The organism is Aeromicrobium sp. CTD01-1L150, from assembly GCF_041951745.1.
Classification (GTDB): Bacteria; Actinomycetota; Actinomycetes; order Propionibacteriales; family Nocardioidaceae; genus Aeromicrobium.
Genome location: NZ_CP169555.1, coordinates 2803351 through 2827825, shown reverse-complemented (window position 1 = coordinate 2827825; position 24475 = coordinate 2803351). Strand labels below are relative to the sequence as shown.

The 24475-nt window shown below is 68.2% G+C and carries 27 protein-coding genes and 1 tRNA gene; 19 read left to right on the top strand and 9 right to left on the bottom strand.

Translation table 11 applies throughout. The features are described from left to right. Positions 1 to 107 precede the first annotated feature (107 nt). Positions 108 to 938 carry a hypothetical protein gene (locus ACEVFP_RS13965; protein WP_375000067.1) on the top strand — a complete coding sequence of 277 codons (831 nt, stop codon included), beginning with the start codon at positions 108 to 110 and terminating at the stop codon, positions 936 to 938. Between the two features lie 21 nt (positions 939 to 959). Here the strand turns inward: ACEVFP_RS13965 and ACEVFP_RS13960 are convergent, their stop codons facing one another. Beyond that, on the bottom strand, positions 960 to 1490 hold the full coding sequence (locus ACEVFP_RS13960) for a hypothetical protein (RefSeq protein ID WP_375000066.1): 531 nt from the start codon (positions 1488 to 1490) through the stop codon (positions 960 to 962). A 69-nt stretch (positions 1491 to 1559) separates the two neighbouring features. Here ACEVFP_RS13960 and ACEVFP_RS13955 point away from each other — a divergent pair, with 69 nt between their 5' ends. The 5 genes from ACEVFP_RS13955 (at position 1560) to ACEVFP_RS13935 (ending at position 5806) form a co-directional block, all read left to right on the top strand. Continuing rightward, a complete protein-coding gene (locus tag ACEVFP_RS13955; protein WP_375000065.1) occupies positions 1560 to 2240 on the top strand; it encodes a hypothetical protein in 681 nt (226 codons plus the stop codon). Positions 2241 to 2583: 343 nt separating this feature from the next. After that, positions 2584 to 3066 carry a hypothetical protein gene (locus tag ACEVFP_RS13950; protein ID WP_375000064.1) on the top strand — a complete coding sequence of 161 codons (483 nt, stop codon included), beginning with the start codon at positions 2584 to 2586 and terminating at the stop codon, positions 3064 to 3066. 157 nt (positions 3067 to 3223) lie between these two features. Continuing rightward, entirely contained in the window at positions 3224 to 3433 is a 210-nt protein-coding gene (locus ACEVFP_RS13945) for a helix-turn-helix transcriptional regulator (RefSeq protein WP_375000063.1), read from the top strand. After that, positions 3433 to 4626, top strand: coding sequence for a tyrosine-type recombinase/integrase (locus ACEVFP_RS13940; protein ID WP_375000062.1), 1194 nt, complete (start codon positions 3433 to 3435; stop codon positions 4624 to 4626). Before ACEVFP_RS13945 ends, ACEVFP_RS13940 begins: the two co-directional genes overlap by 1 nt. Positions 4627 to 5491: 865 nt before the next feature. Continuing rightward, a complete protein-coding gene (locus tag ACEVFP_RS13935; protein ID WP_375000061.1) occupies positions 5492 to 5806 on the top strand; it encodes a DUF2510 domain-containing protein in 315 nt (104 codons plus the stop codon). 245 nt (positions 5807 to 6051) lie between these two features. On the opposite strand, the gene ACEVFP_RS13930 is transcribed toward ACEVFP_RS13935, so the two are convergent. The 7 genes from ACEVFP_RS13930 to ACEVFP_RS13900 form a co-directional block, all read right to left on the bottom strand. Next, positions 6052 to 6693 (bottom strand): hypothetical protein, encoded by a 642-nt coding sequence (locus tag ACEVFP_RS13930; protein WP_375000060.1) that lies wholly within the window; start codon positions 6691 to 6693, stop codon positions 6052 to 6054. A gap of 343 nt (positions 6694 to 7036) precedes the next feature. Next, the gene (locus ACEVFP_RS13925) at positions 7037 to 8320 is read right to left on the bottom strand and encodes a DUF418 domain-containing protein (protein WP_375000059.1); all 1284 of its coding nucleotides are present in this window, start codon (positions 8318 to 8320) and stop codon (positions 7037 to 7039) included. A 121-nt stretch (positions 8321 to 8441) separates the two neighbouring features. Then, on the bottom strand, positions 8442 to 9056 hold the full coding sequence (locus ACEVFP_RS13920; protein ID WP_375000058.1) for a response regulator transcription factor: 615 nt from the start codon (positions 9054 to 9056) through the stop codon (positions 8442 to 8444). Continuing rightward, the gene (locus ACEVFP_RS13915) at positions 9053 to 10192 is read right to left on the bottom strand and encodes a sensor histidine kinase (protein WP_375000057.1); all 1140 of its coding nucleotides are present in this window, start codon (positions 10190 to 10192) and stop codon (positions 9053 to 9055) included. Before ACEVFP_RS13915 ends, ACEVFP_RS13920 begins: the two co-directional genes overlap by 4 nt. Before the next feature lie 44 nt (positions 10193 to 10236). Continuing rightward, on the bottom strand, positions 10237 to 10998 hold the full coding sequence (locus tag ACEVFP_RS13910; RefSeq protein ID WP_375000056.1) for an ABC transporter permease: 762 nt from the start codon (positions 10996 to 10998) through the stop codon (positions 10237 to 10239). Then, on the bottom strand, positions 10995 to 11957 hold the full coding sequence (locus ACEVFP_RS13905) for an ABC transporter ATP-binding protein (RefSeq protein WP_375000055.1): 963 nt from the start codon (positions 11955 to 11957) through the stop codon (positions 10995 to 10997). The genes ACEVFP_RS13910 and ACEVFP_RS13905 overlap by 4 nt, the downstream gene beginning before the upstream one ends. Before the next feature lie 80 nt (positions 11958 to 12037). Then, entirely contained in the window at positions 12038 to 12793 is a 756-nt protein-coding gene (locus ACEVFP_RS13900; RefSeq protein WP_375000054.1) for a PIG-L deacetylase family protein, read from the bottom strand. A 160-nt stretch (positions 12794 to 12953) separates the two neighbouring features. Here ACEVFP_RS13900 and ACEVFP_RS13895 point away from each other — a divergent pair. Further along, positions 12954 to 13027 (top strand) — tRNA-Ile (locus ACEVFP_RS13895). 18 nt (positions 13028 to 13045) lie between these two features. On the opposite strand, the gene ACEVFP_RS13890 is transcribed toward ACEVFP_RS13895, so the two are convergent. Further along, positions 13046 to 13837, bottom strand: coding sequence for an IclR family transcriptional regulator (locus tag ACEVFP_RS13890; RefSeq protein WP_375000053.1), 792 nt, complete (start codon positions 13835 to 13837; stop codon positions 13046 to 13048). A gap of 87 nt (positions 13838 to 13924) precedes the next feature. Here ACEVFP_RS13890 and eda point away from each other — a divergent pair, with 87 nt between their 5' ends. From eda to ACEVFP_RS13830, 12 genes are all read left to right on the top strand, one after another. Beyond that, complete coding sequence (gene eda, locus ACEVFP_RS13885) at positions 13925 to 14584, top strand: bifunctional 4-hydroxy-2-oxoglutarate aldolase/2-dehydro-3-deoxy-phosphogluconate aldolase (protein ID WP_375000052.1); 660 nt, start codon at positions 13925 to 13927, stop codon at positions 14582 to 14584. Between the two features lies 1 nt (position 14585). Then, positions 14586 to 15686, top strand: a complete 1101-nt coding sequence (locus ACEVFP_RS13880; protein WP_375000051.1) for a sugar kinase — start codon at positions 14586 to 14588, stop codon at positions 15684 to 15686. A 20-nt stretch (positions 15687 to 15706) separates the two neighbouring features. Continuing rightward, complete coding sequence (locus tag ACEVFP_RS13875; protein ID WP_375000050.1) at positions 15707 to 16798, top strand: aminotransferase class V-fold PLP-dependent enzyme; 1092 nt, start codon at positions 15707 to 15709, stop codon at positions 16796 to 16798. 168 nt (positions 16799 to 16966) lie between these two features. Beyond that, the gene (locus ACEVFP_RS13870; protein ID WP_375000049.1) at positions 16967 to 17782 is read left to right on the top strand and encodes a transporter substrate-binding domain-containing protein; all 816 of its coding nucleotides are present in this window, start codon (positions 16967 to 16969) and stop codon (positions 17780 to 17782) included. Positions 17783 to 17799: 17 nt separating this feature from the next. Continuing rightward, positions 17800 to 18453 carry an amino acid ABC transporter permease gene (locus ACEVFP_RS13865; protein WP_375000048.1) on the top strand — a complete coding sequence of 218 codons (654 nt, stop codon included), beginning with the start codon at positions 17800 to 17802 and terminating at the stop codon, positions 18451 to 18453. A gap of 10 nt (positions 18454 to 18463) precedes the next feature. Further along, entirely contained in the window at positions 18464 to 19111 is a 648-nt protein-coding gene (locus tag ACEVFP_RS13860) for an amino acid ABC transporter permease (RefSeq protein ID WP_375000047.1), read from the top strand. After that, positions 19108 to 19839 (top strand): amino acid ABC transporter ATP-binding protein, encoded by a 732-nt coding sequence (locus ACEVFP_RS13855; protein ID WP_375000046.1) that lies wholly within the window; start codon positions 19108 to 19110, stop codon positions 19837 to 19839. Before ACEVFP_RS13860 ends, ACEVFP_RS13855 begins: the two co-directional genes overlap by 4 nt. Positions 19840 to 19842: 3 nt before the next feature. Continuing rightward, entirely contained in the window at positions 19843 to 21057 is a 1215-nt protein-coding gene (locus ACEVFP_RS13850) for a M20 family metallopeptidase (RefSeq protein ID WP_375000045.1), read from the top strand. Then, the gene (locus ACEVFP_RS13845; RefSeq protein WP_375000044.1) at positions 21054 to 21440 is read left to right on the top strand and encodes a RidA family protein; all 387 of its coding nucleotides are present in this window, start codon (positions 21054 to 21056) and stop codon (positions 21438 to 21440) included. The genes ACEVFP_RS13850 and ACEVFP_RS13845 overlap by 4 nt, the downstream gene beginning before the upstream one ends. A gap of 97 nt (positions 21441 to 21537) precedes the next feature. Next, on the top strand, positions 21538 to 23220 hold the full coding sequence (locus ACEVFP_RS13840; RefSeq protein WP_375000043.1) for a carbon starvation protein A: 1683 nt from the start codon (positions 21538 to 21540) through the stop codon (positions 23218 to 23220). After that, positions 23204 to 23515 (top strand): cory-CC-star protein, encoded by a 312-nt coding sequence (locus ACEVFP_RS13835; protein ID WP_375000042.1) that lies wholly within the window; start codon positions 23204 to 23206, stop codon positions 23513 to 23515. The genes ACEVFP_RS13840 and ACEVFP_RS13835 overlap by 17 nt, the downstream gene beginning before the upstream one ends. Further along, positions 23506 to 24465 carry an ArsA family ATPase gene (locus ACEVFP_RS13830; RefSeq protein WP_375000041.1) on the top strand — a complete coding sequence of 320 codons (960 nt, stop codon included), beginning with the start codon at positions 23506 to 23508 and terminating at the stop codon, positions 24463 to 24465. The genes ACEVFP_RS13835 and ACEVFP_RS13830 overlap by 10 nt, the downstream gene beginning before the upstream one ends. The last annotated feature ends 10 nt before the right edge of the window (positions 24466 to 24475 follow it).

Sequence of the window (24475 nt, the reverse complement as noted above, 5' to 3'; positions counted from 1 at the left end):
CTGCTTCGCTGGAACGGTCTCCCGGCTTCATGGCGCCGATGCGGTTGGGTCGCTGATCCGTCAGAGCGCACGCCAATGAGCCGACGAGGTGCCGGCGCCAGAAGGTGGTGTACGTCCTGCTCATGTGCACCAGGCTCGGCCACGACGCCGACATCTCGCTGGCCTTATTCGGGAGCGCAGGTGACAGCAGTCCTTCACGCCGCCCCGCGTACCTAGCAAGCATGACCACCACCGCAGCGGAGACCGCCCGCGAAACCGCCCGTCTCGGCGACGGCAAGTTCGGAACACAGGCCCACGCCGACGACGAGCTCGACTCCCTGGATACCCCGGCACAGCCAGTCCTTGCCTTGCGCGCGTGCCTCGAGGGGGTCACCGAGAGCGAACGACCCTTCCTGATCCACGCCTTCACCGGCGCCCTCGACGACGCATCAGCCAGGCTCGACTCGCTCGAGCAACACGGACCGGTCGGCTTCGACTCCGAGAACGAGTACGACGAAGCTCTGGCGGAGACCCGAGCCGACGTGCGGACGTTCGATCGCCAGCTCGCCGCCCTCCGCGCGCTCGATGCCGAAGACCCTTTCCAACGCCGCGAGCGGACGATGAGGACGTACTTCGCCACCACGGCGCAGCTCGACCGCCAAGCCCTGACCATCATCGCGGACTCAGCACGCACCGTGGATCCTCGCGCCCGCTACCTGATGGTCGAGGACAGCGACCAAGGTCCACACAAGGAAGCGCGTTCATTGACCAACGACCGCGGCGAGGTGGTCGCTGACTTCGACACCTCAGACCACGAGTCACTCGAGGACATCCGCCAGATGGCCTCAGACCTTCGGGACGACTCCGATGAGTGGCAGCGGTTCGCCGAACCACTGCCGGGCGACCGCGGTGATCTGACGAGAATCGACCTGGCCAAGGTGCGAAGCAACCTCGGATAGTCCTTCGCCCAGGAGTCGAGGTCACCGATGCATCTCGACATACTGCTGAGCCTCACGAGCCATACGGGACGCGGTGGCCGGTTCATCCAGGTGCCCGAAGAGGTCTGTCGCCCCTGCCTTGCTCCAGGTGAGGTTGCGGTCGGCGTCGAAGCGGAAGACGCACACGGTAAACCGGGTCGGCGCATCCTCAGGATGTCCGAGCTGACGGGGTCGCTCTGCCACGAGCACGACCTCCGTCCCGTGCGAACATCGCACCTCGGTGGGGGCGAAGATGTCGGGCCGCGCGGTCGGTACATCAATTCCGTAGTCGGAGACCACCCCGGGACCTGACCTGTCGGTCTCTCTCGGCCAGGGCCCGGCCATGACGGGTGCCGCTGCAGCCGCCTCCAGCTTGCGATTGTCCGGCGCGCCTGTGGTCTGGCGGTGACACCAGGCTGCAACCAGAGCAAGCACGGCGACGACGAGGATTGGCGTGGCGGCCTGCTGACCTGCATGCCACGTTGCCGCGGCGATCACGCCGAGTGCGTCGAATCCAGTCGGAACGTCGTCCATGACTTCTAGGTAGGCGGCGCCGAGTCGACTCTGCACAGAGGGATTCCCGGCCCCGCGTACCTGACAGGTATGAGCGCCCACACAGCCCGCGAAGCAGCCCGGCAACACGACGGCCGGTTCGGCATCCAGCCACACGCCGACGACGAGCTCGACCTGACCGAGCCGACTCCACGAGCGGGCCGCCGTTTCGCCGACGAGATCCCCGACGGCCTCTGGAGCGACGACTTTCTCGTCGCACTCCAGCGCCGGCTGGACGGCACGCCTGACCCGCAGGAGCGCGAAGCGATCCACCAGTCGTTCCTCGCCGAGACCGAGCGCAAGAGCAGAGCGCGCCTCGCTCGATCTCTGGTCGATCGCGTGCGATCGATCGACATGCACTCAGAAGCGGGCCGGCGCGACCTCGACCAAGCCCTTCCCCATCTGTCGGCCGACCGGCGGGCAGAGCTGGCCGAGTCCCTCGCGGGGATCCAGCGTGACATCGACGAGATCGACGCGTTCGACGAGAACCGTGACAACGAAATGGTGATCGACGGTGGCCGGGTCACCGACTTCCGTGAGCTCCCCAGCCGGTTGGCGATGGTGTCCTACGCCGAGTTCTCCTCCAGCCATCCCGCCGCGGGGCACGACGACGTCGAGGCGATGCACCAGTACCGCGACGAGCTGGTGGGCCGCTACGACGACCGGGCTCGTGCCCTGGCTCTGCTTGCGGTGAACGCGGAGCTCGCTGCCGCGGACGGCCATAGCCCCTGATCAGTCACAGCAGGGGCAGCACTCGATGCAGATGTCCTTGCCGTTGAAGCAGGCCTCACACGTCAGGTCGCCTTCTTCGCACCAGACGCACCACCGGTCGCCTTCTTCGGCGAGGGTGACGTCGTCATCGGCGTGGGCTTGCGAGGCCCACTGACCTCCGGACGGGAGACCGTTGGGCTGACGGGGCGTTGCGACGTGATCCATACCCGGTAGGTACGCGGGGCAAGGGAAACTGTCTGCACCCGGTGGCAGTCTCGGGTGCACCACCACGCTCGACCAATCCTGAAGCCTTGAAGAGATTACGGGGCGGCATCTGGAACGACCCGTAGGAGCGGCGTTCGGCATGACGGTTCTCACCGCGACTGAGTTGGTCCGCTTCTGGTCCCATGTCGTGAAGGGCCCAGGTCAAAGGGACTGCTGGATTTGGGTCGGAGCGATTGCTGATGACGCCTACGGCCGCTTCTGGACCCAGCGTGCCGGCCGCGAGCGAGTGCTCCGTCCACACCGAGTCGCGTACGCCCTGGCCACCGGCGCCGATCTGAGCGGCGTGCCGGTGGTGGAGCACATGGTGTGCGACAACCCGATCTGCGTCCGAGCAGCCGGTGATCAACGAGATCACCTGTCCGGTGGCACTCAGGCTGACAACTTGCGCCGTATGGTCACCCGGGGTCGTGCAGGAATGGGCGGCAGAAGGATGGGGCGACAGGGGAGGGCTGAGCGTGCCGCGCGCTCACGGACGCTCCGGGCCGCGGTCATCGACGGCTGGGACGCGGAGCGCATCGAGGCGGCGTTGACGACAAGTTCGGGCAACCTCGCGCTGTGGTGAGGGCGTCGAGGGTGGCGGCCGTGGAGGCGACTCTTCAGGTATGAAACTGTCCGGCCAGGCAAACGTTGAGGGCCCTAGCGCGGACGCTGGGCAGGAAAAGTGAGGACTGGTTTGGACCCGCCGGCACAGAGAGACCATGCAGACGAATAATGAGGACATGACAGGCGCGACGAAGACGAGTGAGGCGGCGTCGAGGACGCTGCTCTCGATTGACGAGGTCGCCGACTGGCTCGGCGTTTCGGTCAAGACCGTCTATTCGATGCGCGACCGTAACCAGGCGCCGCCGGCGATCAAGGTAGGACGCCGGCTCCGCTGGGACGCAGAAGACGTCCAGCGGTGGCTGGATGAGCACCGCGAAGCGGTCTGATGCCCCAGATCAAGCTTGAACCTGGCGAGTGGGGCGAGATCTCAGCGTCAAAGCATGAGCGCGGACGCGGTGGGTGGCGCGCTCGCACGTGGGTCTGCGACCTCGACGGCGTTCGCCGACAGGCCCAACGTCGAGGAGATACACGCAAGCAAGCCGTGGCCAACCTCGAAGAGCATCTTAAGGATCGCGTTGAGCCTCCCCCAGAGTCAGACACTGAGGTCGTGGCGGTCACTGCCCAGACCAGCATCGCCGCCCTGGCGGAGGAGTGGCTGGAGAACGTCGAGGTCGGCGACTTCTCGGAGTCGACGAAGCACACTTACACCCGCGAAGCCAAACGAGTCGTATCGGAACTCGGTGAGGCACCAGTCGGAGAAATGACGGTGGCGAGGTGCCGCAACTACCTGCGAGGAATCGCAGAGACACATCCGTCTAAGGCAAAGATCCAGCGCACGGTCCTCGGGATGATCTTGGACGTCGGCCTCGCCCACGACGCCATCACCCACAATCCAGTTCGTTCTGTTCGAGGCATCCGGCGACCAGAGAAGAAGGAAGTCGAAGCGCTCACGGAGGACGACTTGCGAGTCTTGCGCGAGAAGGTCCGTGTCTACGCCGACGACCTAGAGCGAAACCACAAGTCCGGCCCGCGTCCGCAACGGCTCCTCCCCGATGTCGTGGACGTCTGCGTCGGCACCGGGTGCCGCATTGGTGAAGCTCTCGCACTGCGGTGGGAGGACGTAGACCTGGACGCGCGCACGGTCACGATCCGCGGCACCATCATCTCCACCAAGGCGCAGACCGCGTACCGCAAACCCAAGCCGAAGTCGGCGAGCGGCTACCGCACTCTACTGATCCCCAACTTCCTGGTGGACTCCCTGATGCGTCGCAAGGTCAACCAGGGCGAGAACCCCCTGGACGCGGTGTTTCCGACGCGCAATGCCACTTGGCCCTCCACGAACAATGTGCACGGGGCCTTTCGTCGGTTCCGCGAAGCGCAGGACGTGGATCCGGCCGTGACTTTCCGATCGTTCCGCAAGGCGGTGGCGACCATCCTGGATCGAGAGTTCGGTGTCGAGCAAGCACAGGCACAGCTAGGTCACGCCCACTCGTCCACCACACAGGCGCACTACGTCGCCAAGCCGGCACTTGCCCCCGACTCATCAGAACTGCTCGATGGACTATTCGGCGCGCAATGAGCAGGGAGCGGCGTTCTGGGTTCGTCCGGCGATTCAATACCTCTGGCCATCTGGTCACCACTTTGGCCCACACTTTGCCTCTCCGCATTCATCCTCGTTCGATGAACAGATCCCTCATCTCTCCTTGTAATCGTTGGAATGCGGGGGATTGGGGACTCACAGTTCCTCACGGGTCCTCATGCTCTGCACGTCCACTGGAACGAAGGGTTACTGGTTCGAATCCAGTCGGGGGAGCTTTGTCGTTGGAATGACAGCGAAAATGGGGCCATCCAAACTTCGGACTGGTCCCCATTCCACTTCTATCCCGTCCATCTGTGCCGATCCTCTCGGCGCGTTCGGTCACGCGGTCTGCCTGTCGGTCCGGGCGAGGCGGGCGTACTTCCCTCGCTGCGTTGTGCTCCAGCACGTGCAAGCGAACGGCCTCACCAAGGATGGATGAGAGCACCGTCCGCGCCGTCTTCGCGGCCTGCTGCCTGGTGATCCTTGAGCGCCCTCTCGAGGTCGGCCTCGGCGCGTTTCTTCGTCTTGGCGTAGCACTCAACGTCTCGGAGCTTGTTATCGACGTCCCGGTACTTGGCGCGAGCACGGTACCGGTGAGGCGTGACGCCCTCGGGTGCGCTCGCCATTGAATGGGAGCCTCTTGGGGACGAGTGGGACATGCCAGTCGTTCACAGCACCACCGACGATGGTCGCCAGGTACTCGGCTTGTGTGCCTCGGCGCCTGTGATCGACGAGAGCCGACACCCACAGAGCTTGGTGAAGCCGAAGCCGAGATGCTCGGCATTTGTCTTGAGGCGCTGACGCGATAGAGCCTGAGAGCCCCTGCCGACCGAGAAGGTCGGCGGGGCTTTCTTGTGTTCTCAGTGTGAACACGCTCACTGGCCGCTACGGTTCGCCGATGGGCATGACACGGAAGTTCCTCAGCACCTGCACCTTCGGCGGCATCGACTTCCTGTCTGACAAGGAACGTGTCGCCCGCTCAGCTCGCCTCACCAAGCAAGCCACTCGCAAGTCGGGCAAGCAGAACGCCCAGCTTCTCCGCGAGCAGAACAATGCCATCCAGTACCAGAACGGCATGATCACCGGAAGGCCGACCGTGGCGGGCTGGTATCCCGATCCTGATGGTGGTCCCGGCGAGCGTTGGTGGACTGGGAAGAAGTGGGTCTACCGCAGGCCATAGATAGGCGCAAGCAACGGTGCTCAAGGGTGTCACCCCATGGCCAGGGGTGCCCACCCTTTGCCAAGGGGTCGGGGCACCAGCCTGGACAACTACAGGCACTCGCTCACGGAGCAGGTCGGATACGACGGGTGCGAGTGGCTACTTCGAACTGAACACTCTGCCCCCTTAGGTCCCGCACTGTTGCCTCGGATGGCAGTGGTCACAGATCCCGAAGTGAGTGGCGCCAGATAGGAGGCGCCGAGGTCTCAACCCACCTCGGCGATCGGCCTCAGCTGTGGGGCGGTCTCGCGGAGCTGGCCGCGCCGCCACAGCCCGTGGATCACCAGTGCGGCGACGAAGGACCCAGCGACGCCCCAGCCCAGGTCGCTGAGCGTGTCGACGTAGGCGAACTGGCGTTCGCTGTGTCCGGAGATGAAGGCGAAGTACTCGGCAATCTCCCAGGCGATCGCCCCCGTCGCTCCGACGGCGAGTGCCCGCTCGATGACCCGTGCCCGGGTGGCGGCGTGGTGCAGAGTGAGCAGGACGAAGGCGGCAGCGAGCAGTCCGGTGTTCTGGAAGTGCATCCAGTTGTCGAACCACGAGATCCGGTCGTAGAGATCCATCCGGTTTCCCAGGATGTCGGTGAAACAGGTGATCGTCACCATCAGGTCGGGCACCCAGGGGAAGGACGCCCGATCCTTCCAGAACAGCCACCAGATCACGGGCACGGTGAACGCCAGCAGTGGGTAGCCGATGGCGCGAGCCTCGGCCGCCTTGTCCTGCAGGTTGCTGCCCACGGGGTCGAGTACCGCCATCAGCAGGAGCACGACCAAGACTGCCTTGGCCACGACGTCGAGGAGTCGGACCGTCGGCGAGGTCTCATATCGCACGGGTACGACCACAGTCATGCTGTCCTCCGCTGCTCAGGTGTTCAGGGATGCTGTAGGGCGTACACCGCCACCCACGGTGACGGCGCGCCGCTGCAGGCTACCAACGTGATGGCACCGGCCGTCGCATACCGAGCGCTGCCGGACGGTCAAATCCGTCGCAGGTCGCCGGTGAGGTCACCTGGCTCCGCGCTCGTCCAGACCGTCAGGACTGGACGTCGCCCGTTCTGAGCCGAGCACAGGTCACCCCGTCGGAACTCATCCAGCGGGCGCCGAAGGAGGGTCGGGGAATGCCGTCAGGGGTGCTGCTCGCACGGCTCCCGGACCTCGTCCGCGCCGGTCTCGCTCGCGCAGACGCTGGCGGTCATCGCCGGGCACTGGAGGCCGAGCGGTAGCTCAGGCGTCGCAGGAGGGAGTCGGCGGGCCCTGGGCGGCCGGCCCTGTCCAGCATCGTCGCGATGACCACGGTGGTCAGCCACACCCCGACGGCGTAGAGCGCCATCGTCGCGCTGCCGAGGTGCGCGCCGAGGCCGAAGCCCCAGCCGGCGAGCACCGGTGCGCACAGCACCGACTGGGCGAGGTAGCACGACAGCGATCGCTTGCCCACCGCGCTGACGGCGGTGCCGGCCGAGCCGAGGGCGCGGCCCCTGAGACGGTGCCCGATCAGGCCGAACAGTGCGACGTACCCGACGCCACAGGCCAGGCCGGTGACCATCTGGATGGGGGAGAACGCCCACATGACATCCTCCAGGCCGTCGATCACGCCGATGTGGGCGAGGGCGTGCGGCAGACCGGCCGCCCAGCCGATCGCGATCCCGACCACGGCGGTCACCCGCAGCAGCCGCAGGTGGTCGCCGGGACGCTCCAGGACGCGGCGGCGTGCCGCCCAGAAGCCCAGCAGGATCGAGACCGGGACGACCATGCCGATCGGCCCCTGGAAGACAATCGCCAGGAACGGCCACATCATCATCCGGTACCCGGCAGCGGCCAGCACGTTCTCCTCCGACGCGCTGGCGTACATGAACTCCGGCATCCCTCCGCCGATGTCGCCCGCCTCGCCCTCGGCGAGCACGGCTGCGGCGCCGAGCACCGTCAGGGCGACGAACGCGAGCAGGACGACTGTGGCTCCGGCGGCCCAGATCAGCAGGGTGCGGTCGGCGCGACGGATGAACAGGGCCACGAGCAGCAGGCCGCACAGGCCGTAGGCGCCCAGGACGTCGCCGCCCCACAGGAGCAGGGCGTGCACGGCCCCGAACGCGAGCAGCCACAGGTTGCGCCGTTGGAGCAGGCGGAAAGCCTCCCGCTCCGGCACGCCGCGCTCCACCTGGCGTCGGTGGATCATCATCAGTCCGTAGCCGAAGAGGAACGCGAACATCGGGTAGACCCGCATGTCGACGCCCGTGATCATCAGCGTCTGCACGATGCGGTCCGCCGTCGAACCGTCCAGCGGGTGGAAGCCCGCGTCGGAGTGGGCGCGTCCGTAGAGGTAGAAGGGGGTGTTGGCGAGGGCGATCAGCAGCAGCATGAAGCCGCGAGCCAGGTCCGGCGCGGGCGCCCTCTCGCGCAGTGACGTGGGTCCGCTCAGCTGGACAGGTGCGTCAGCGGTCACGGTTGCCCCGGTCTCGTCGTGCTTGCTGTGGTCGGCCATGGTGCCATCGTCGGCCACCTGGGCGTCCGTACGAGATGGGTGGATGTCATGGATCGGAGGTGACATCCGTCATGTCCGGCGGGCAACTCGTGGTGCCTCATGACGACGCCCGGCGAACGCGTCAGATCCAGCCGTTGCTGCGGGCCACCCTGGCCGCCTCCACCCGCGTGCTGGTACCGGTCTTGCCGATGGCGGCGGAGAGGTAGTTGCGCACCGTCCCGGTGGAGAGGTGGACACGTGAGGCGATGTCGGCCACCGTCGCACCGTCGAACGCCTCGCGCAGGACGTCGCGCTCGCGTTCGGTGAGCGGGTTGCTGCCGCCGGCGATGGACTCCGCCGCCAGCGCGGGATCGACCACCCGCAGCCCGGCATGCACGCGGCGTACCGCCTCGGCCAGCTCCGTGGCGGGGGTGTCCTTGACGACGAACCCACTCGCCCCGGCCTCCAGGGCACGACGCAGGTATCCAGGCCGCCCGAACGTCGTGACCATGAGGGACCGGCAACCGGGGACCTGGGATGCCAGTGCGCCGGCCACCTCGATGCCGTCCGCCCCCGGCATCTCGATGTCCAGCAGGCACACGTCGACCGCGTGCTCGCGTGCGGCAGCCACCACCTCGTCGCCGCGACCCACCTCGGCCACCACGTCCAGGTCCTTCTCGAGCCGCAGCAGCGCTGCGAGGGCTCCACGGACGAGGGCCTGGTCGTCGGCCAGCAGCAGACGGATGCTCGTGCTCACAAGCTCACCTCCAGGCGTGTTCCAGACCCCTCAGGGCGCTCCTCGACGAGCAGGGTGCCGCCGGATGCCTGGACGCGTTCGCGCAGGCCACGCAGTCCGTTGCCGTCCGCATGGTCGCCGGGCCCGATGCCGTCGTCCTGGACGACGATGCCGGCCGACTGGAGCCGAACCTCGCAACGTCCTGCGCGGCTGTGTCGCACGACGTTGGTGACGGCCTCGCGCAGCACCCACGCCACGATGATCCGGTGTCGTGGGTCGACGACGGAGTGATCGTCAGGAAGGTCGGCGTCGATGCCCGCGCCGCACAGAGCCACCGACGCGGCCTTGAGCTCGTCCTCGATGCGGGCCACCCTCAGCCCGGCGACGGTGGCCCGCACCTCGGCGAGGGCCGTCCGGGAGAGGGAGTGGATGTCGTCCAGCTCGATCTTGGCGCGCTCGGGGTCGTCGTCGATGAGTCTGCGCGCCAGCTCGGACTTCACGGTGACGACGGTGAGGCTGTGCCCGAGGACGTCGTGGACGTCGCGAGCCACCCGCTCCCGCTCCGAGACGATGTCCATCTGGCGGGACAGCTCGCGGTGCTCGGCACCACGTTCGTCCAGGACACGGACCAGGCCGGTGGTGACCAGGACGAGACCGACGATGAGGCCGAAGAACCACAGCTCGCCGTACATGCCGATCGCCGCGGGGACGAGCACCGCGGCGAGCAGCGTCGCGCCGCCGACAGCGAGGGCGACCGGGAGCCGCAGGCCGAACATCGCGAACGCGGCGATGAAGGGCAGCATCCCCAGGGCGGCGGCCTCGATGACCACGGCCGGGACGGCACAGAGCACCAGGAGGATCGCCAGCCGACGCATGCCGAAGCGATGAACCTGCTTCCATGTCTCGAAGGTGTCGAGCCGCATGAAGGACTGGACGTAGACCGCGGCGAACAGCACGATCGACGTGACCGAGGCGACCCGCCACCCCCACGTGGTCTCCGCCTGCACGGAAGAGACGATCGGGAACGCGAGGAACACCAGCCAGATGGCTCCCATGATCCAGCCGTACCGCTCCCAGGGATCTCCTTCGGGAACGTCCCGCCCGGACCGTCCGGGCGCCTGCTGCGGATCAACGTCGTCGAAGGGTGTCTCGCTCACGGGCACCTCCCGGACTGCGTTGATCGTCGGGTTGATCGCAGAGATCACTGTCGACCCCGGCTGCGGCGCACGAGCCACACCGCGATCACGGCCAGGATGAGGGTCCAGACTCCCACATTGAGCAGGGGCACCCACAGGGCGTCGTGCTCGGTCGGGCCCGTGCCCTGGTTGGCGAGCTCGCCCTCGGTGATGGGGTACCGGGCGAGGCCGGCGTAGCCGTACAGCGGCGTGAGCTTGGCAAAGGTGAGCAGCGTGCCGGACAGGGGGAAGAAGATGTTGCCCAGGAACGCGAGGATGACGATCGAGCCGCTCGCTGCGCTGACGGCCGCCTCTGAACGGAAGGCCAGCCCGAAGGCCAGGCCCCACAGGGCGAACAGTGTCGCCCCCGCGACCACGACGATCGCGCTCAGGAGCCATGCCTGCCAGGTTCCGTCGGCGCCGGTGAAGTAGCCCAGGGCGTAGATCAGGGCGACGGGCACGGTGGCGATGGCCACGGAGACGAGTGCCTTGATCGCGATGTAGTGGCCGTCGCCCATCGGGGTGAGGCCCAGCTGGCGTCCCCAGCCCTGCATCCGCTCCACGGCGGCCATGCCTCCGATGCCCGTGGTGGCGGTGACGGCGCCGTAGGCGGCCATCGAGACCATGATGTACATGGTGACGTTGCCGTTGCCGAAGCGTTCGTCGCCGAAGTCCTGCGCAGCGCCGAAGATGATGAAGAAGAACGCCGGCAGGATGGCGACGAAGAACATGCTGACGAAGTCCCGCGTCGTGCGCAGGAGCTCCAGACGGGCGTAGGTGGTGTTCATCGGTTCCCCCCAGTAGTCGATGCCGTGGTCGGCGTTGCGGCGGTCTCGGGAGATCCGGTGATCTGCAGGAACGCGGCCTCCAGCGAGCCGGAGCTGATCTCCAGGTCCCGGCCACCGAGGTCGGCGAGCAGGGCGCGAGCGACGGCATCGGAGTCCGACGACTGCACGGTGATGCGGCTGCCAGTGGCCTCGGTACCGAGCACCTCGGGCAGTGCCTCGAGCTGGGACCGCACCGCCGCGACGTCGTCCACGTCGGCGGAGACCGTGCGTCCGCTCGCGTGTGACCGGATCTCGTGCGTGCTGCCGTCGGCGACCACCGTGCCTGCGGCCACCATGACGATGCGACGGGCGAAGGCGTCGGCCTCCTCCAGGTAGTGCGTCGCGAAGACGACGGTCCGCCCCGCGTCGGCGTCGGCGTGCATGGTCTCCCAGAACGCCTGGCGTGAGCCGACGTCCATGCCGGCCGTCGGCTCGTCGAGGATGATGAGATCCGGGTCCGGCAGGAGTGCGAGGGCGTACCGCAGTCGCTGCTGCTCCCCGCCGGAGCACTTGGCCACCTTGCGGGAGGCGATCGCGGTCAGGTCGGCGCGCTCGATCACGGCGTCGACACCGGCGTGCGTCTCGAACGTCGAGGCGATCATCCGGACCGTCTCCTTCACCGACAGGTCCCGCAGCAGACCACCGGTCTGCAGGACGGCGGAGACTCGTCCTGCTCCGACCGCTCGACGTGGCGGCTGGTCGTAGACCTTGACCGATCCGGAGGTCGGAGAGGTCAGGCCCAGGACCATGTCCAGGGTCGTGGTCTTGCCGGCCCCGTTGGGACCGAGGAACGCGACGACCTCGCCGGGACTGACCTGCAGGTCCAGGCCGTCGACTGCGGTGACCGGCGGGGAGCCGGCTGCGGTGAACCGCTTGACGACGCCCTGCAGCTCGATGGCGGGGATGGTGGTTTCACTCATGCCGCCATCGTGTCGATGAGGGGCCGGTGTGCCCCATGGTGCGATGTCACGAGTCCGTCATGACATCTGTCACCGGAGTCTCACTCGCCGAAGGCGAGCGTGAACACCTCGAACGTCGTGGCGTGCGTGACGCCCAGTCTGCTGCCGGCGTGGCGGGACATGCCCTCCAGGAACTCGCCGGCATCGAAGTTCTCCCAGCCGAGTCCGTCGATGTAGGCGTGGTGGGCCTCCAGCGATGCGACGCCGCGCTCGAAGGTGCCTGTGATGTCGACGCCGTGGGCGCCGTCGGGGGAGGCGGCCGCCCAGACCTGCTGCACGTCGCCCCACGGCGTCGGCGCTGCGTCCCCCACCAGCTGCTCCGGGTAGATCCACCGGTTGCCGGCGTCCTGGGCCGCATGGAGGGCGGCGCGTCCCACCGCGATGTGATCGGCCTGGTTGGGTGCCGAGCCGCCCCAGGTCTCCCGGAAGTTGTTGGTGATGACGATGTCTGGTCGGTGGAGGCGGATCTGTTCGGCAATGGCACGCCGCAGGGGGACCCCGAACTCGACGGTTCCGTCGGGCAGGCCGAGGAACTCCACGGTGTCGACGCCGACGATGCGTGCGGACTCGATCTGCTCGGCGATGCGGACGTCGCGAGCCTCGTCCGGGTGCATCCCGTCGATGCCGGCCTCGCCGCTGGTGACCATGCAGTAGACGACGCTCTTGCCTTGATCAGTCCACCGCGCGACGGCTGCCGCGGCGCCGAACTCGACGTCGTCGGGGTGGGCGACCACCACGAGCGCACGCTGCCAGTCCTCGGCGACCGGCGCCAACGGCTCGGGAGCCTGAGAAGTCATGGTCATCAGGCTACGCCCGGCCTTGGGCCGGCGCCACGACAGAGCACAAGCGGTCCCAGCAGGTCCGGTGCTGGTCCGTGTTCTCGAGTGCCGGCGGGAGTCGGCTCGCCTGGCACCGCACGCAGCATCGCTCCTGGGCGTCGGTAGGGTGGCGCCACCCGGGGCGGTAGCTCAGCCGGTCAGAGCAGGGGACTCATAATCCCTGGGTCGTGGGTTCGAGCCCCACCCGCCCCACCGGCCTGGTAGCTGCGCTCAGCCGGCAGTGGCCGGCGTCGGTCGGGGCAGGGCAGCGAGGGTCTGGCTGACCGCTTGGCCGGTGGCCACCACCGCGGGCGCCAGGGCCGCGATCTGGTCGGGCCCGAGCTCGCGGCCCAGGCCGGACATGCTCAGACCACCCACGGCCTGGTCACCGCCTTGGGGGATCGCGACGCCGACGCACCGCGTGTGGAGCTCGTTCTCGCCATCGTCGAGTGCCCAGCCACGCTCGCTCGCGACGGCCAGCTGGTCGAACAGCTGCGGCCTGGTCACCACGGTCCGTTCGGTCAGACGACGCACCGGGGTGCCGGCGAGGGTCTCGACGACCTGGTGGGAGTTCATCGTCGACAGGACGGCCTTGCCGATCGCCGTGCTGTGCAACGGCAGCTCCATCCCGACGTAGGAGCGCATCCGGGCGGACCCGGCGCCGTCGACCTTCACCGTGTAGGTCAGCTGCTTGCCCCGGCGTACCGCGAAGTGCACCGTGTAGCCCGTCTGGTCACGCAGGGTCCGCAAGTGCGGGATCACGTGCTGGAGGTAGTCGTCCGGACGTTCCAGCAGGCTGGCAAGACCGCTGGGCCGCGGGCCCGGGTGATAACGCCGGTCCTCGTCCTGATGCACCCAGCCGTGCGCCACGAGGTCGGAGAGGATCCGGTGCACGGTGCTGTTGGACAGGCCCGCAGTGGCAGCGATGTCGGACAGTCGGTCGTGGGTCGCGACGATCTCCAGCACCCGCAGACCCTTGATCAGGGCCGATTGCTGAGGGGCCGGTCGGGTCTCTTCGGACATCGTGATCACTCCTCCGCACACGGTCAGCGCTTTTCCGCTGCATCGAAAAGCCTTTCACATGAACGTGAGACCCCTCACGCTGCTGCCATGCCTGACGTCTTCGACACCCTCACGAGCACCCGGGTGGTGCCCGTCGTCGTGATGGAGGACGTCACCTCGGCGGTCCCGCTGGCCCGGGCGTTGAGCGCCGGCGGCCTGCCCGTGGCCGAGGTGACGTTCCGCACCGCGGCGGCGGCCGACTCGATCAGGGCCATCGCCGATGGCGTACCGGCCGCCGGCCCCGGTTCCATCCTCGTCGGGGCCGGCACGGTCCTCACGCCCGCCCAGGTCGATGAAGCGGTGATGGCCGGGGCACGGTTCGTCGTGTCGCCCGGGCTGAGCCGCGCCGTGGTCGACCGTTGCCGCGAGCATGGCGTTCCCGTCATCGCCGGCGCAGTCACCGCGACCGAGGTCCAGGCCTGCCTCGAGCTGGGGCTCGATCTGCTGAAGTTCTTCCCGTCCGCGACCAGCGGTGGTGTCGCGGCCATCACGGCCCTCGCGGGGCCGTTCCCCGGCGTGCAGTTCGTTCCCACCGGTGGGGTCGGCCCGCACAACGTGACCGACTACCTGTCATTGCGCTGCGTCCCGGCCGTCGGCGGCAGCTGGATGGTTCCACCCGACCTGATCGAGTCCCGCAGCGTCGATCGTCTGCAGAGGCTCGCGTCCGAGGCGGTCCAGCTGGCCGCCTCCGTCCCGAAGGAGACCTGACATGACCGTGGATATCCGCCCCGCCGAGGCGTGCCGGTACGACGTGCTCGCCCTCGGTGAGGTCATGCTGCGCCTGGACCCCGGGGAGGGCAGGATCCGCAACGCTCGGACGCTGCACACGTGGGAGGGCGGTGGCGAGTACAACGTCGCCCGTGGGCTCCGCAAGGTCTTCGGCCTGCGTGCCGGTGTCGTGACCGCTCTCGTCGACAACCCCGTGGGCCACCTGGTGGAAGAGCTGATCCTGGCCGGAGGTGTCGACACCTCGTTGGTCCACTGGCGCGAGGACGACGGCATCGGGCGTTCCGTCCGCAACGGGTTGAACTTCACCGAACGCGGGCACGGCGTGCGGGGCGCCGTCGGGGTCTCGGACCGGGGGAACACGGCCACGGCGCAGCTGTCCGCGAGCGACGTCGACTGGGACCATGTCTTCGGCACCCTGGGCGTCAGGTGGCTGCACACCGGTGGCATCTTCGCCGGGCTGAGCGATACTGCCGCGGACAACCTGCTGGCGGCCGTCACCGCGGCGCGCGAGCACGGCACCGTCGTCTCCTACGACCTCAACTACCGTCCGAGCCTGTGGAGGTCCGTCGGTGGACAGGAGCGCGCCCGTGGGGTCAACCGCGAGGTCGCGTCGCACGTCGACGTCATGATCGGCAACGAGGAGGACTTCACCGCCGCGCTGGGGTTCGAGGTGGAGGGCGTGGACGACGACCTCATCGATCTCGACACCGATCGGTTCGCGGCGATGATCGACGAGGTGGTCGGGACCTACGGCAATCTCAGGGTCGTCGCCACGACCCTGCGCTCGGTCCGGTCAGCCAGTCGCAACGACTGGGGAGCGATTGCCTGGTCAGCACCCACCGGATGCGTCCTCGCCCGACATCGTGAGGACCTGGAGATCCTCGATCGCGTCGGCGGTGGAGACTCCTTCGCCTCCGGTCTGGTGTACGGGCTGATGGCGGGCGAGGACCTGCAGACCGCCGTCGAGTACGGAGCGGCGCACGGCGCCCTCGCCATGACGACGCCGGGCGACACGTCCGTCGCCACGCGCGCAGAGGTGCTCAAGCTCGCCTCCGGCGGTAACGCGCGCGTCCAACGGTGAACCGTCGATACGCTGACGGCGTGTCGCCCGTACAGTCGTCGCACCCGATCGACTCCCGTCGCGGCTACCTGGACACGCCCAGCATGGGCCTGCCGATCCCCGAGACGCTCGCCGCGATGCAGGCGGCCCTGCAGGAGTGGGGGTCGGGCCGGGCCGACCACGTGGTGTGGGAACGGTCCTCCCAGGCCTGCCGGCGTTCCTTCGCGCGGCTGAGCGGGGTCCAGCCGGAACGCGTCGGCCTTCTGCCGTCGATCGTTCCCGCCGTCTCGGCGGCCGCGACCGTGATCGCCAGGGAGTCGGGCACGGTGGTGGTGCACCGCCGTGAGTTCCGCTCCCTCCTGTTGCCGGTATTGGCCCAGGTCGAGCAGGACCGGCTGCGCTGGGTCGATGGCCCGTACGTCGCCGAGACCTTCACCGCGGCCGTGGATGAAGGCACCTCCGCGGTGGTGGTCTCGGCCGTCTCCTCCCACGACGGAGGGCGACCGTCCTTGACGAGACTGCAGGCCGCCTGTGACGCCATGGACGCCCACCTGGTCGTCGACGGAACACAGGCCGCGGGCCTGGTGGTCCCCGACGTGGCCATCGAGTCCCTGCTCCTGTTCGCCTGCGCCGGCTACAAGGGTCTGCGGGGTCCGCGGGGCGCCGCCTATGCCGTCGGCGACGATCAACTTGCGCATGCCCTCCTCGCCCCGAGCGCCTACGGCATGGCCGATGCTGGCGAGCGCGGAAGCTACGGTCCGCCGCTGCTGCCGCGACGTGGCGGGCAAGGATTGGACCAGTCGCCGGTCTGGCTGGCGTGGGTCGGAGCCGAGCCTGCTCTGGAGCATCTGCTCACGGGGTCTGCGGCGCGCAGGCAGGCCCACGTCCTGGCACTGGCCGCGCAGCTGCGGGACGAGCTCGAGTCGTGCGGCCTGACGCCACAGCTCACCGACCTGCCGAGCCCGGTCGTGACGTTCGAGCACGAGCAGGCCGACGCGCTCGTCGATCGGTTGGCCGCCCACGGCCTCAGGTGTGCGACGCGGCTGGGTCGAGTGCGGCTCGGATTCCATGAGCACAACGACGAGGACGACGTCGTCGCCGTCGGTCGCATCCTGCGAGACCGCCCACACTGAGATCCGAGCCCTGACCGAGCTTTTCCGCTCTAGCGAAAAGGCTTCAGCGCGGGCGTGGTCTGGGTCACGCTGAAGGCATGGACGACATTCGCGCCCGCTGCCATGGCGTCCCGGGACCAGCCCGGACGACGTCGACCATCATGCGGAGCGGTACGGAGGCATAGACCCATGACCCGACGACTCAGGTCCACGTTCATCACGGTGCTCGCCGGAGCACTGCTGGCCGCAGGCTGCACGTCTGACGGCGCCGGCGGCTCAGACGGTGGCGGGGAGAGCACGCTCGACAAGGTGATCGACCGCGGCGAGATCCGTGTGGCCGTCCTGCCCGACTTTCCACCGTTCAGCGTCCAGAACGCCTCCGGTGAGTTCGAGGGCTACGAGGTCGACGTCGCCAAGGCGCTCGCGGAGGCGCTGGACGTGGAGCTCGACCTGGTCAGCACCGACGGCGCCAGCCGGCTTCCGCTGCTCAGCGCCGACCGCGCCGACGTCAACATCTCCTCCTGGACCGCCACCGACGAGCGAGCCAAGGCCGTTGGCTTCACGATCCCGTACATCGCTGACGGCGCCAGCGTGCTGTACAGCGCCGACGAGCCGATCGAGGGCTATGAGGACCTGGCCGGCAAGTCCGTGTCGGTGGCGCGGGGCAGCACCAACGACACGATCATGACCGAGGACTTCCCCGACACCGAGATCGTGCGGTTCGAGTCGATCGCCGACGCGGTCGGCGCCCTGAAGGCCAACCAGGTCGACGCCGCCATCGAGGGCCGGGCCACCGTCACCCAGGAGGCCGAGCGCAACGATGGGCTGGAAGCACTCGACGAGCCGCCGCTGAAGCCCTCGCTGATCTCGATGGGTGCCTTGCCGGGTGACCAGCGGTGGATCAACTACCTCAACAACTTCATCCGGAACCTCAACGCCTCCGGGACCAACGCCGAGCTGTACCAGGAGTGGTTCGGCGAGGACCTCCCCGACGTCATCGGCTGAGGCCGAGCCACGGGACCATGACGTTCTACTACGGGGACATCCTGCCCTACCTGCCGCTGATGCTGGAGGCGTTGTGGCTGAGCGTGTGGGTGACCCTGGCCTCGTTCGCCGTCGGATGCGTCCTGGGTGTCGGGCTGTCGGCGGCCAAGGTCAGCTCGTCGCGGTTCCTGCGGGTGCCCGCATCCGCCTACATCGAGCTCGTCCGCAACACTCCGCTGCTGGTGCAGCTGTACCTCATCTACTTCGGGATCGGCCAGCTCGGCTTCAGCGTGAGTCCCTTGTGGTCAGCGCTGATCGGGCTCACGCTGAACAACGCCGCCTACACCGCGGAGATCTTCCGCGCCGGCTTCGCCTCGGTGCCGGCCGGGCTCCGCGAGGCGGGTGCAGCACTTGCGCTGTCGCGGTGGCACCAGTTCCGGCACGTGGTGCTCGTGCCGGGGCTGCGAGGGATCATCCCGTCGTTGACCAACCAGCTCATCATCTTGTTCCTGTACTCCTCGGTGGCGTCGGTGATCTCGCTGGAGGAGCTCACCGCAGTGCTGCTCAACATCAACTCCGACACCTTGCGAACCCTGGAGGTGTTCACCTACGGCGCTGTCCTGTACTGGGGCACGTCGGCGCTGATCGCCTATGGCTCGCGCACGATCGAGAAGGTGATGTTCCGATGGTAGGTGAGTTCTGATGCTGGACGACTTCGGAGCAGAGAACCTCCCTCCGTTGCTCAACGGAGCGCTGCTCACGGTGTTCCTGGTAGCGACGTCGGGCTTCCTCGGGACGGTGATCGGCCTTGCCCTGGGTCTGGCCCGCACGTCGCCCAGCCGCGTCGCGCGGGTCCTCAGCCTGGTCTACATCAGCTTCATCCGTGGCCAGCCGGTGTTGATCATCCTGTTCTTCGTGTACTTCGTCCTGCCGTTGCTGTTCCCGATGGCGTCGGTCTCACGAGCCGTCGCTGCCATCGCCGGCCTGTCGGTCTACGCGGGGGCGTACATCGCCGAGATCGTCCGTGGAAGCCTCCTGGCCGTCCCGACGGGACAGTCGGAGGCCGCCGAGGCCCTGGGCATGGGCTATGCGCTCAAGCTGAGGTACGTGGTCCTGCCGCAGGCACTGCGGATCGCCGTCCCACCGGGCATCGGCTTCCTGGTGGCGCTGGTGAAGGCCACGTCGCTCACCTCGGTCATCGGCTACGTCGAGCTGACCCGGGCCGGACGCATCACGAGCACCATCAACCAGGAGCCGATCCTGACGTTCCTGATCGTGGCGGCGCTCTACTTTGTCATCTGCTACCCGATCTCGATGGTCGGTCGTTGGTACGAACGGAGACTCGCATGAACCCCATCATCACGGTCCAAGGGCTGCGCAAGAGCTTCGGCGACCTCGAGGTGCTGCGGGGCGTGGACTGCACCGTCCAGGAGTACGAGGTGGTGTGCGTCGTCGGACCGTCCGGCTCCGGCAAGAGCACCTTCCTGCGGTGCCTGAACCTGCTGGAATCGATCACGGCCGGGACGGTCTCGATCAACGGGCACGAGCTCACAGATCCGAGCACCAAGCTGAACGTCGTCCGGCAGGACGTCGGGATGGTCTTCCAGCAGTTCAACGTCTTCCCCCACCTGAGCGTGATGGACAACATCACCCTGGCCCCGACCAAGGTGCTCAAGATGGACGCGGCGGCCGCCAGGGAGCGTGCCATGGCGCTGCTGGAGAAGGTGGGACTGACCGACAAGGCCGACGTGTACCCCAAGAAGCTCTCCGGCGGGCAGAACCAGCGGGTCGCCATCGCCCGGGCCCTCGCCATGCAGCCGCAGGTGATGCTCTTCGACGAGCCGACCTCGGCTCTGGACCCGGAGACGGTCGGCGAGGTCCTCGGGGTCATGAAGGCGCTGGCCGAGGAGAGCATGACGATGGTCGTCGTGACCCACGAGATGGGGTTCGCCCGGGAGGTCGCGGACCGTGTCATCTTCATCGACCACGGCCTGATCGTGGAGCAGGGGACGCCCACCGAGATCTTCGACTCGCCGCAGCACGAGCGCACCCAGGCGTTCCTGAGCAAGGTCTTGTGAACGATGGACGACGTCCTCGAGCTGACCCGCCGGCTGGTCGCGATCGACTCCCAGAACCCGGGCCCGGGAGAGGCTGTCATCGCCACGACGATCGAGCATGAGCTCGCCGGTCCGGCGGGGTTCTCGGTGCGCCGGCTCGAGCCAGTGGCCGGGCGGCCGAACCTCGTGGTCGAGCTGGATGCCGGCCCTGGACCGCACCTGGCGCTGAGCGGGCACCTGGACACCAAGCCGGTGGGTGAGGCTCGAGCGCAGTGGAACACCGATCCGTTCGAGCTCACCGTCGACGAGGGTGTGGCCTACGGGCTCGGAGCCACCGACATGAAGGGAGCGGTGGCCGCCATGCTCGTGGCGTTGCGGCGGTACGCCGAGGGTGAGCCGTCGGGCCGGGTCAGCCTGGTGCTGACGGCCGATGAGGAGCAGGGCTCGGACGCCGGCGCCAAGGCCCTGGTGGAGCAGGGCCTGGTGGAGGCGGACGCGATCGTCATCGGCGAGCCGTCAGGCATCGACGTGCCGTGGGAGATGATGGCGCTGGTCTCACGGGGCATCTGCTGCTTCGAGGTCACGGTGGGTACCGAGCAGGGCCACAGTGGTCTGTCGACCCGGCTGGGGCGCAACGCCGTGCTGGTTGCGGCGGACGTCCTGCGGGCTCTGGAGGACCTGGCTCCACCGGTCGCGGAGCCTGGCGCGGTCCAGGCGGCCCCGCTGGTCAACCCGGGCATGCTGGTCCGTGGTGGCGTGGCGTTCGGTACGTGGCCCGGCGAGTGCAGCATCGGGTGCGAGATTCGTCTGGTTCCCGGGATGCATCGCGACGACGTTCGTGCGGTGATCGAGCGGACCGTGGCCGCAGCGGTAGGCGAACGAGCCAGGTTCGACATCGCCTACGTCGACGGCTCGATGGGGTGGATGCCTGCGGTGGAGCTGTGCCCGCAGGCCCCGGTCGTGGCCGCTGCGCAGGCTGCGTGCCGCGGTGTCCTCGGCCACGAGCTCCCGCTGGGGGCTTATCCCGGGGGCACCGATGCGACGTACTTCATGGGTGAGGGCGCGATCCCCACCATCAGCAGCCTCGGACCGGGCTGGCTCAGCGTCGCGCACGGTGCGAACGAGAAGGTCGCGGTGGCCGACCTGCACACGGCGGTCGATCTCTACACCCAGCTGATGAGCGAGTTCGGGCACCCGGACCGATCGTCGGCACCACCGACACGAAGGAGTCATTCATGACCAGAGGAGCCATCACGAGCAGCGAGCTGCCCGCGCCCGCCGGTGCCTACAGCCATCTCGTCGAGGCCGGGGGCCTGGTGTTCTCGGCCGGGTTCGGGCCCCAGGACCCGGCGACCGGCCGCGTCCCCGACGGTGTGGCGGCCCAGACCGAGCAGGTCATCTCCAACGTCGAGACCGCACTCGGCCTGGTGGGTCTCGGGCTTGCCGACGTCGTGAAGACCACCGTCCACCTGCAGCATCTCGACCGCGACTCCGCTGAGTACAACGAGGTCTATGCGCGCCGGTTCCCCGAGCCCTGCCCGGTGCGGACGACGGTGGGCAGCACGCTCGCCGGCATCCTCGTGGAGATCGACGTGGTCGCCGCCCGTCCCGACGGCGGGTGAGCAGGACAAACCAAACCGACCCGATGAGTGACGTCCGTCACGTCAACCGCATACTGTGGATGAAGCGGAACGATGACTGGAGACGGGGAGACGTGCTGTGAACTCACTGGTGCTGCTGTTGATCGGGGTGGCCATGTTCGCGGGTGGCTACGTGCTCTACTCGCGCTACCTCTCCGAGCGGATCTACCAGCTCGATCCGGCCTACACGACCCCGGCGCACGAGCTGAACGACGGTGTCGACTACATCCCCACCAACAAGTTCGTCCTCTGGGGGCACCACTTCACGTCGGTGGCCGGCGCCGCACCGATCGTCGGCCCGGGCATCGCCGTCATCTGGGGATGGTTCCCGGCGTTCCTCTGGGTGACTCTCGGCACCGTCTTCTTCGCCGGCATGCACGACCTCGGCGCCCTCTGGGCCTCGGCGCGCCACCGTGGACAGTCGATCGGCACCCTGTCCGGACGCTACATCGGCCCTCGAGGGCGGAACCTGTTCCTGGTCGTCATCTTCCTGCTGCTCCTCATGGTCATCGCGGCCTTCGCCGTGGTCATCAAGGACCTGTTGCTCACCACTCCGAGCTCGGTCATCCCGGCCTGGGGTGCCATCGCGGTGGCCGCGGTGATCGGTCAGATGATCTACCGCTGGCGCATGAACCTCGTCATGACGACGATCATCGGCGTCACCGCCCTGTACGGGCTCATCCTGCTGGGTGACCGGTTCCCGATCGAGCTGCCCGACCCGATCCTCGGCATGGCGCCCGGGACGTTCTGGATCGTCGCGCTGTTCGTCTACGCGGGCATCGCCTCCCTGCTCCCGGTGTGGGTCCTGCTGCAGCCGCGGGACTACATCAACGGTGTGCAGCTGTTCATCGGGCTCGGCATCCTCTATGCCGCGGTGCTCGTGGGCACCCCGACGATCGTCGCGCCGGCGTTCAACAGCAACGTGCCGGACGGGACACCCGCACTGGTGCCGCTGCTGTTCGTCACGATCGCCTGCGGTGCCATCTCCGGGTTCCACGGCATGGTCTCCTCCGGCACCTCCTCCAAGCAGCTGGACACCGAGACTGATGCCCGGTTCGTGGGCTACTTCGGCGCCGTGGGCGAGGGCCTGCTCGCGCTCGGCGCGATCATCGCGGCGACTGCCGGCTATCGGACACTGACCGACTGGGAGGCGGTCTACAGTGCTTTCGGCAACGGAGGGGTCGGTGCCTTCGTCGAGGGCGGTGGCGCCGTCGTGGAAGGGGGCCTTGGCCTGCCGGCGGCGCTCAGCTCCACGATCCTCGCCACGATGGCCGTCCTGTTCGCGGCCACCACGATGGACACGGCCGTCCGTCTGCTGCGCTTCGTCGTCCAGGAGGCCGGCGGCCTGGCGAAGGTCGCGATCGGCAAGGGGGTGGCCACCGCGATCGTGCTCGTCCTCGGTCTCGGCCTGACCTTCAGCCAGGGGGCCGGAGGTGAGGGCGGCATGCGCATCTGGCCGTTGTTCGGCACGACCAACCAGCTGCTCGCCTCGCTGACCCTCTCGATCGTCGCCGTGATGCTGATACGCAGGAAGCGCAACCCCTGGCCGGCCCTGGTGCCACTGGCGATCGTCTTCGTGATGGCGTTCTACGCGGCGCTGGTCCAGCTCGGTGACCTGTATGAGGTGCAGGACTGGTTGCTGCTCGGGCTGGACGTCGTGATCGTGGTCGCCGCTCTCTGGGTGGCGCTCGAGGCCGTCCTGAGCATGCGCTCGGCCCGGGCGGGCGAGTCCAAGGACGCCGAGCTTGCCGACGACTCGTGAGGAGGGGGACGACCGCCGGCCATCGCTGAGCAGGAGGTTGTCCCGTCGGTGGGCGGCGTTCACCGACGGGCTCGGCGAGTTCTATGCCGGGCCGTACCGGCGCACGTTCGCCCGTGCCAGGCAGGAGGAGGACGACCTGTTCCTGCTGGTCGTGCTCGCCGACGCCCTCGGTGTCCCGGACCCCGCCGGCTACCACTCCGTCGAGCTGCTGCCCGCCCTCTACCCGGAGTTCCACGCCTGGCACCGTCGCATCGGGCTGGACCGTTCACCGCTGGAGCACATCGGATGCTGCTGACCCTGACCGCTGAGCGTCGCGTGCTGTTCGTCGGTGGCAAGGGCGGTGTCGGCAAGACGTCGATCGCCTCTGCGGCGGCCCTGGCGCGGGCGCGCGACGGCGCCCGTGTCCTGCTCGTCTCCACCGACCCGGCGCACAACCTCGGGCATCTGTGGCTGCGGCAGCTGGGCGACTCGACCACCAGGGTCCTCGACGATCGTGGTGTCGTGGACGCCCTCGAGATCGATCCGGAGACGACGGTCGACCGCCATCTGCAGGCGGTCTGGTCGACCATGTCGGACCTGTTGCCCGAGCGGATGCACCCTGCTGCCCGGCGCCACCTGGAGCTGGCCCGCACCTCGCCGGGCACCCATGAGTCAGCTGTGCTGGACCGCGTCGCTGAGTGCGTCGAGGTCGGTCTGGAGTCCTACGACCTCATCGTCTTCGACACCGCTCCCACTGGACACACCGTGCGGCTGCTCGCCCTGCCGGACCAGCTCACCTCCTGGTCCGACGGTCTGCTGGCCAACCGTGACCGGGCCGAGAGGTTCGGAGCCGCCGTCCGCGGTCTCGGCGGACGCGATCCGCACACGGACCGCGATGCGGCGCTGCGACGCGTGCTGGTGCGTCGGAGACGACGATTCGCCCTGCTGCGCGACACCATCGCCGACGTGAACCGTTCGTCGTTCGTTGTCGTGCTGACCGCCGAACGGCTCCCGGTGCTGGAGTCGGTGGCGCTGTGCGAGTCACTGGATGAGCTGGGCGTGCACGTGGGGGCGCTCGTGGTGAACCGTCGCTCTCCGACCGATGCCGGACCCTTGCTGGCTGAACGTCACCGTCGTGAGGGCGAGCAGGTGGAGCTGCTGCGCAGCTCGGTGCCTGACGTGGCCCTCCAGGAGGTGCCGTTGCTGGCCGAGGAGGTCGCCGGAGAATCCGGCATCGCGCACCTGGCAGCGGCGATCGCGCGGTGAGCGAGCCGCA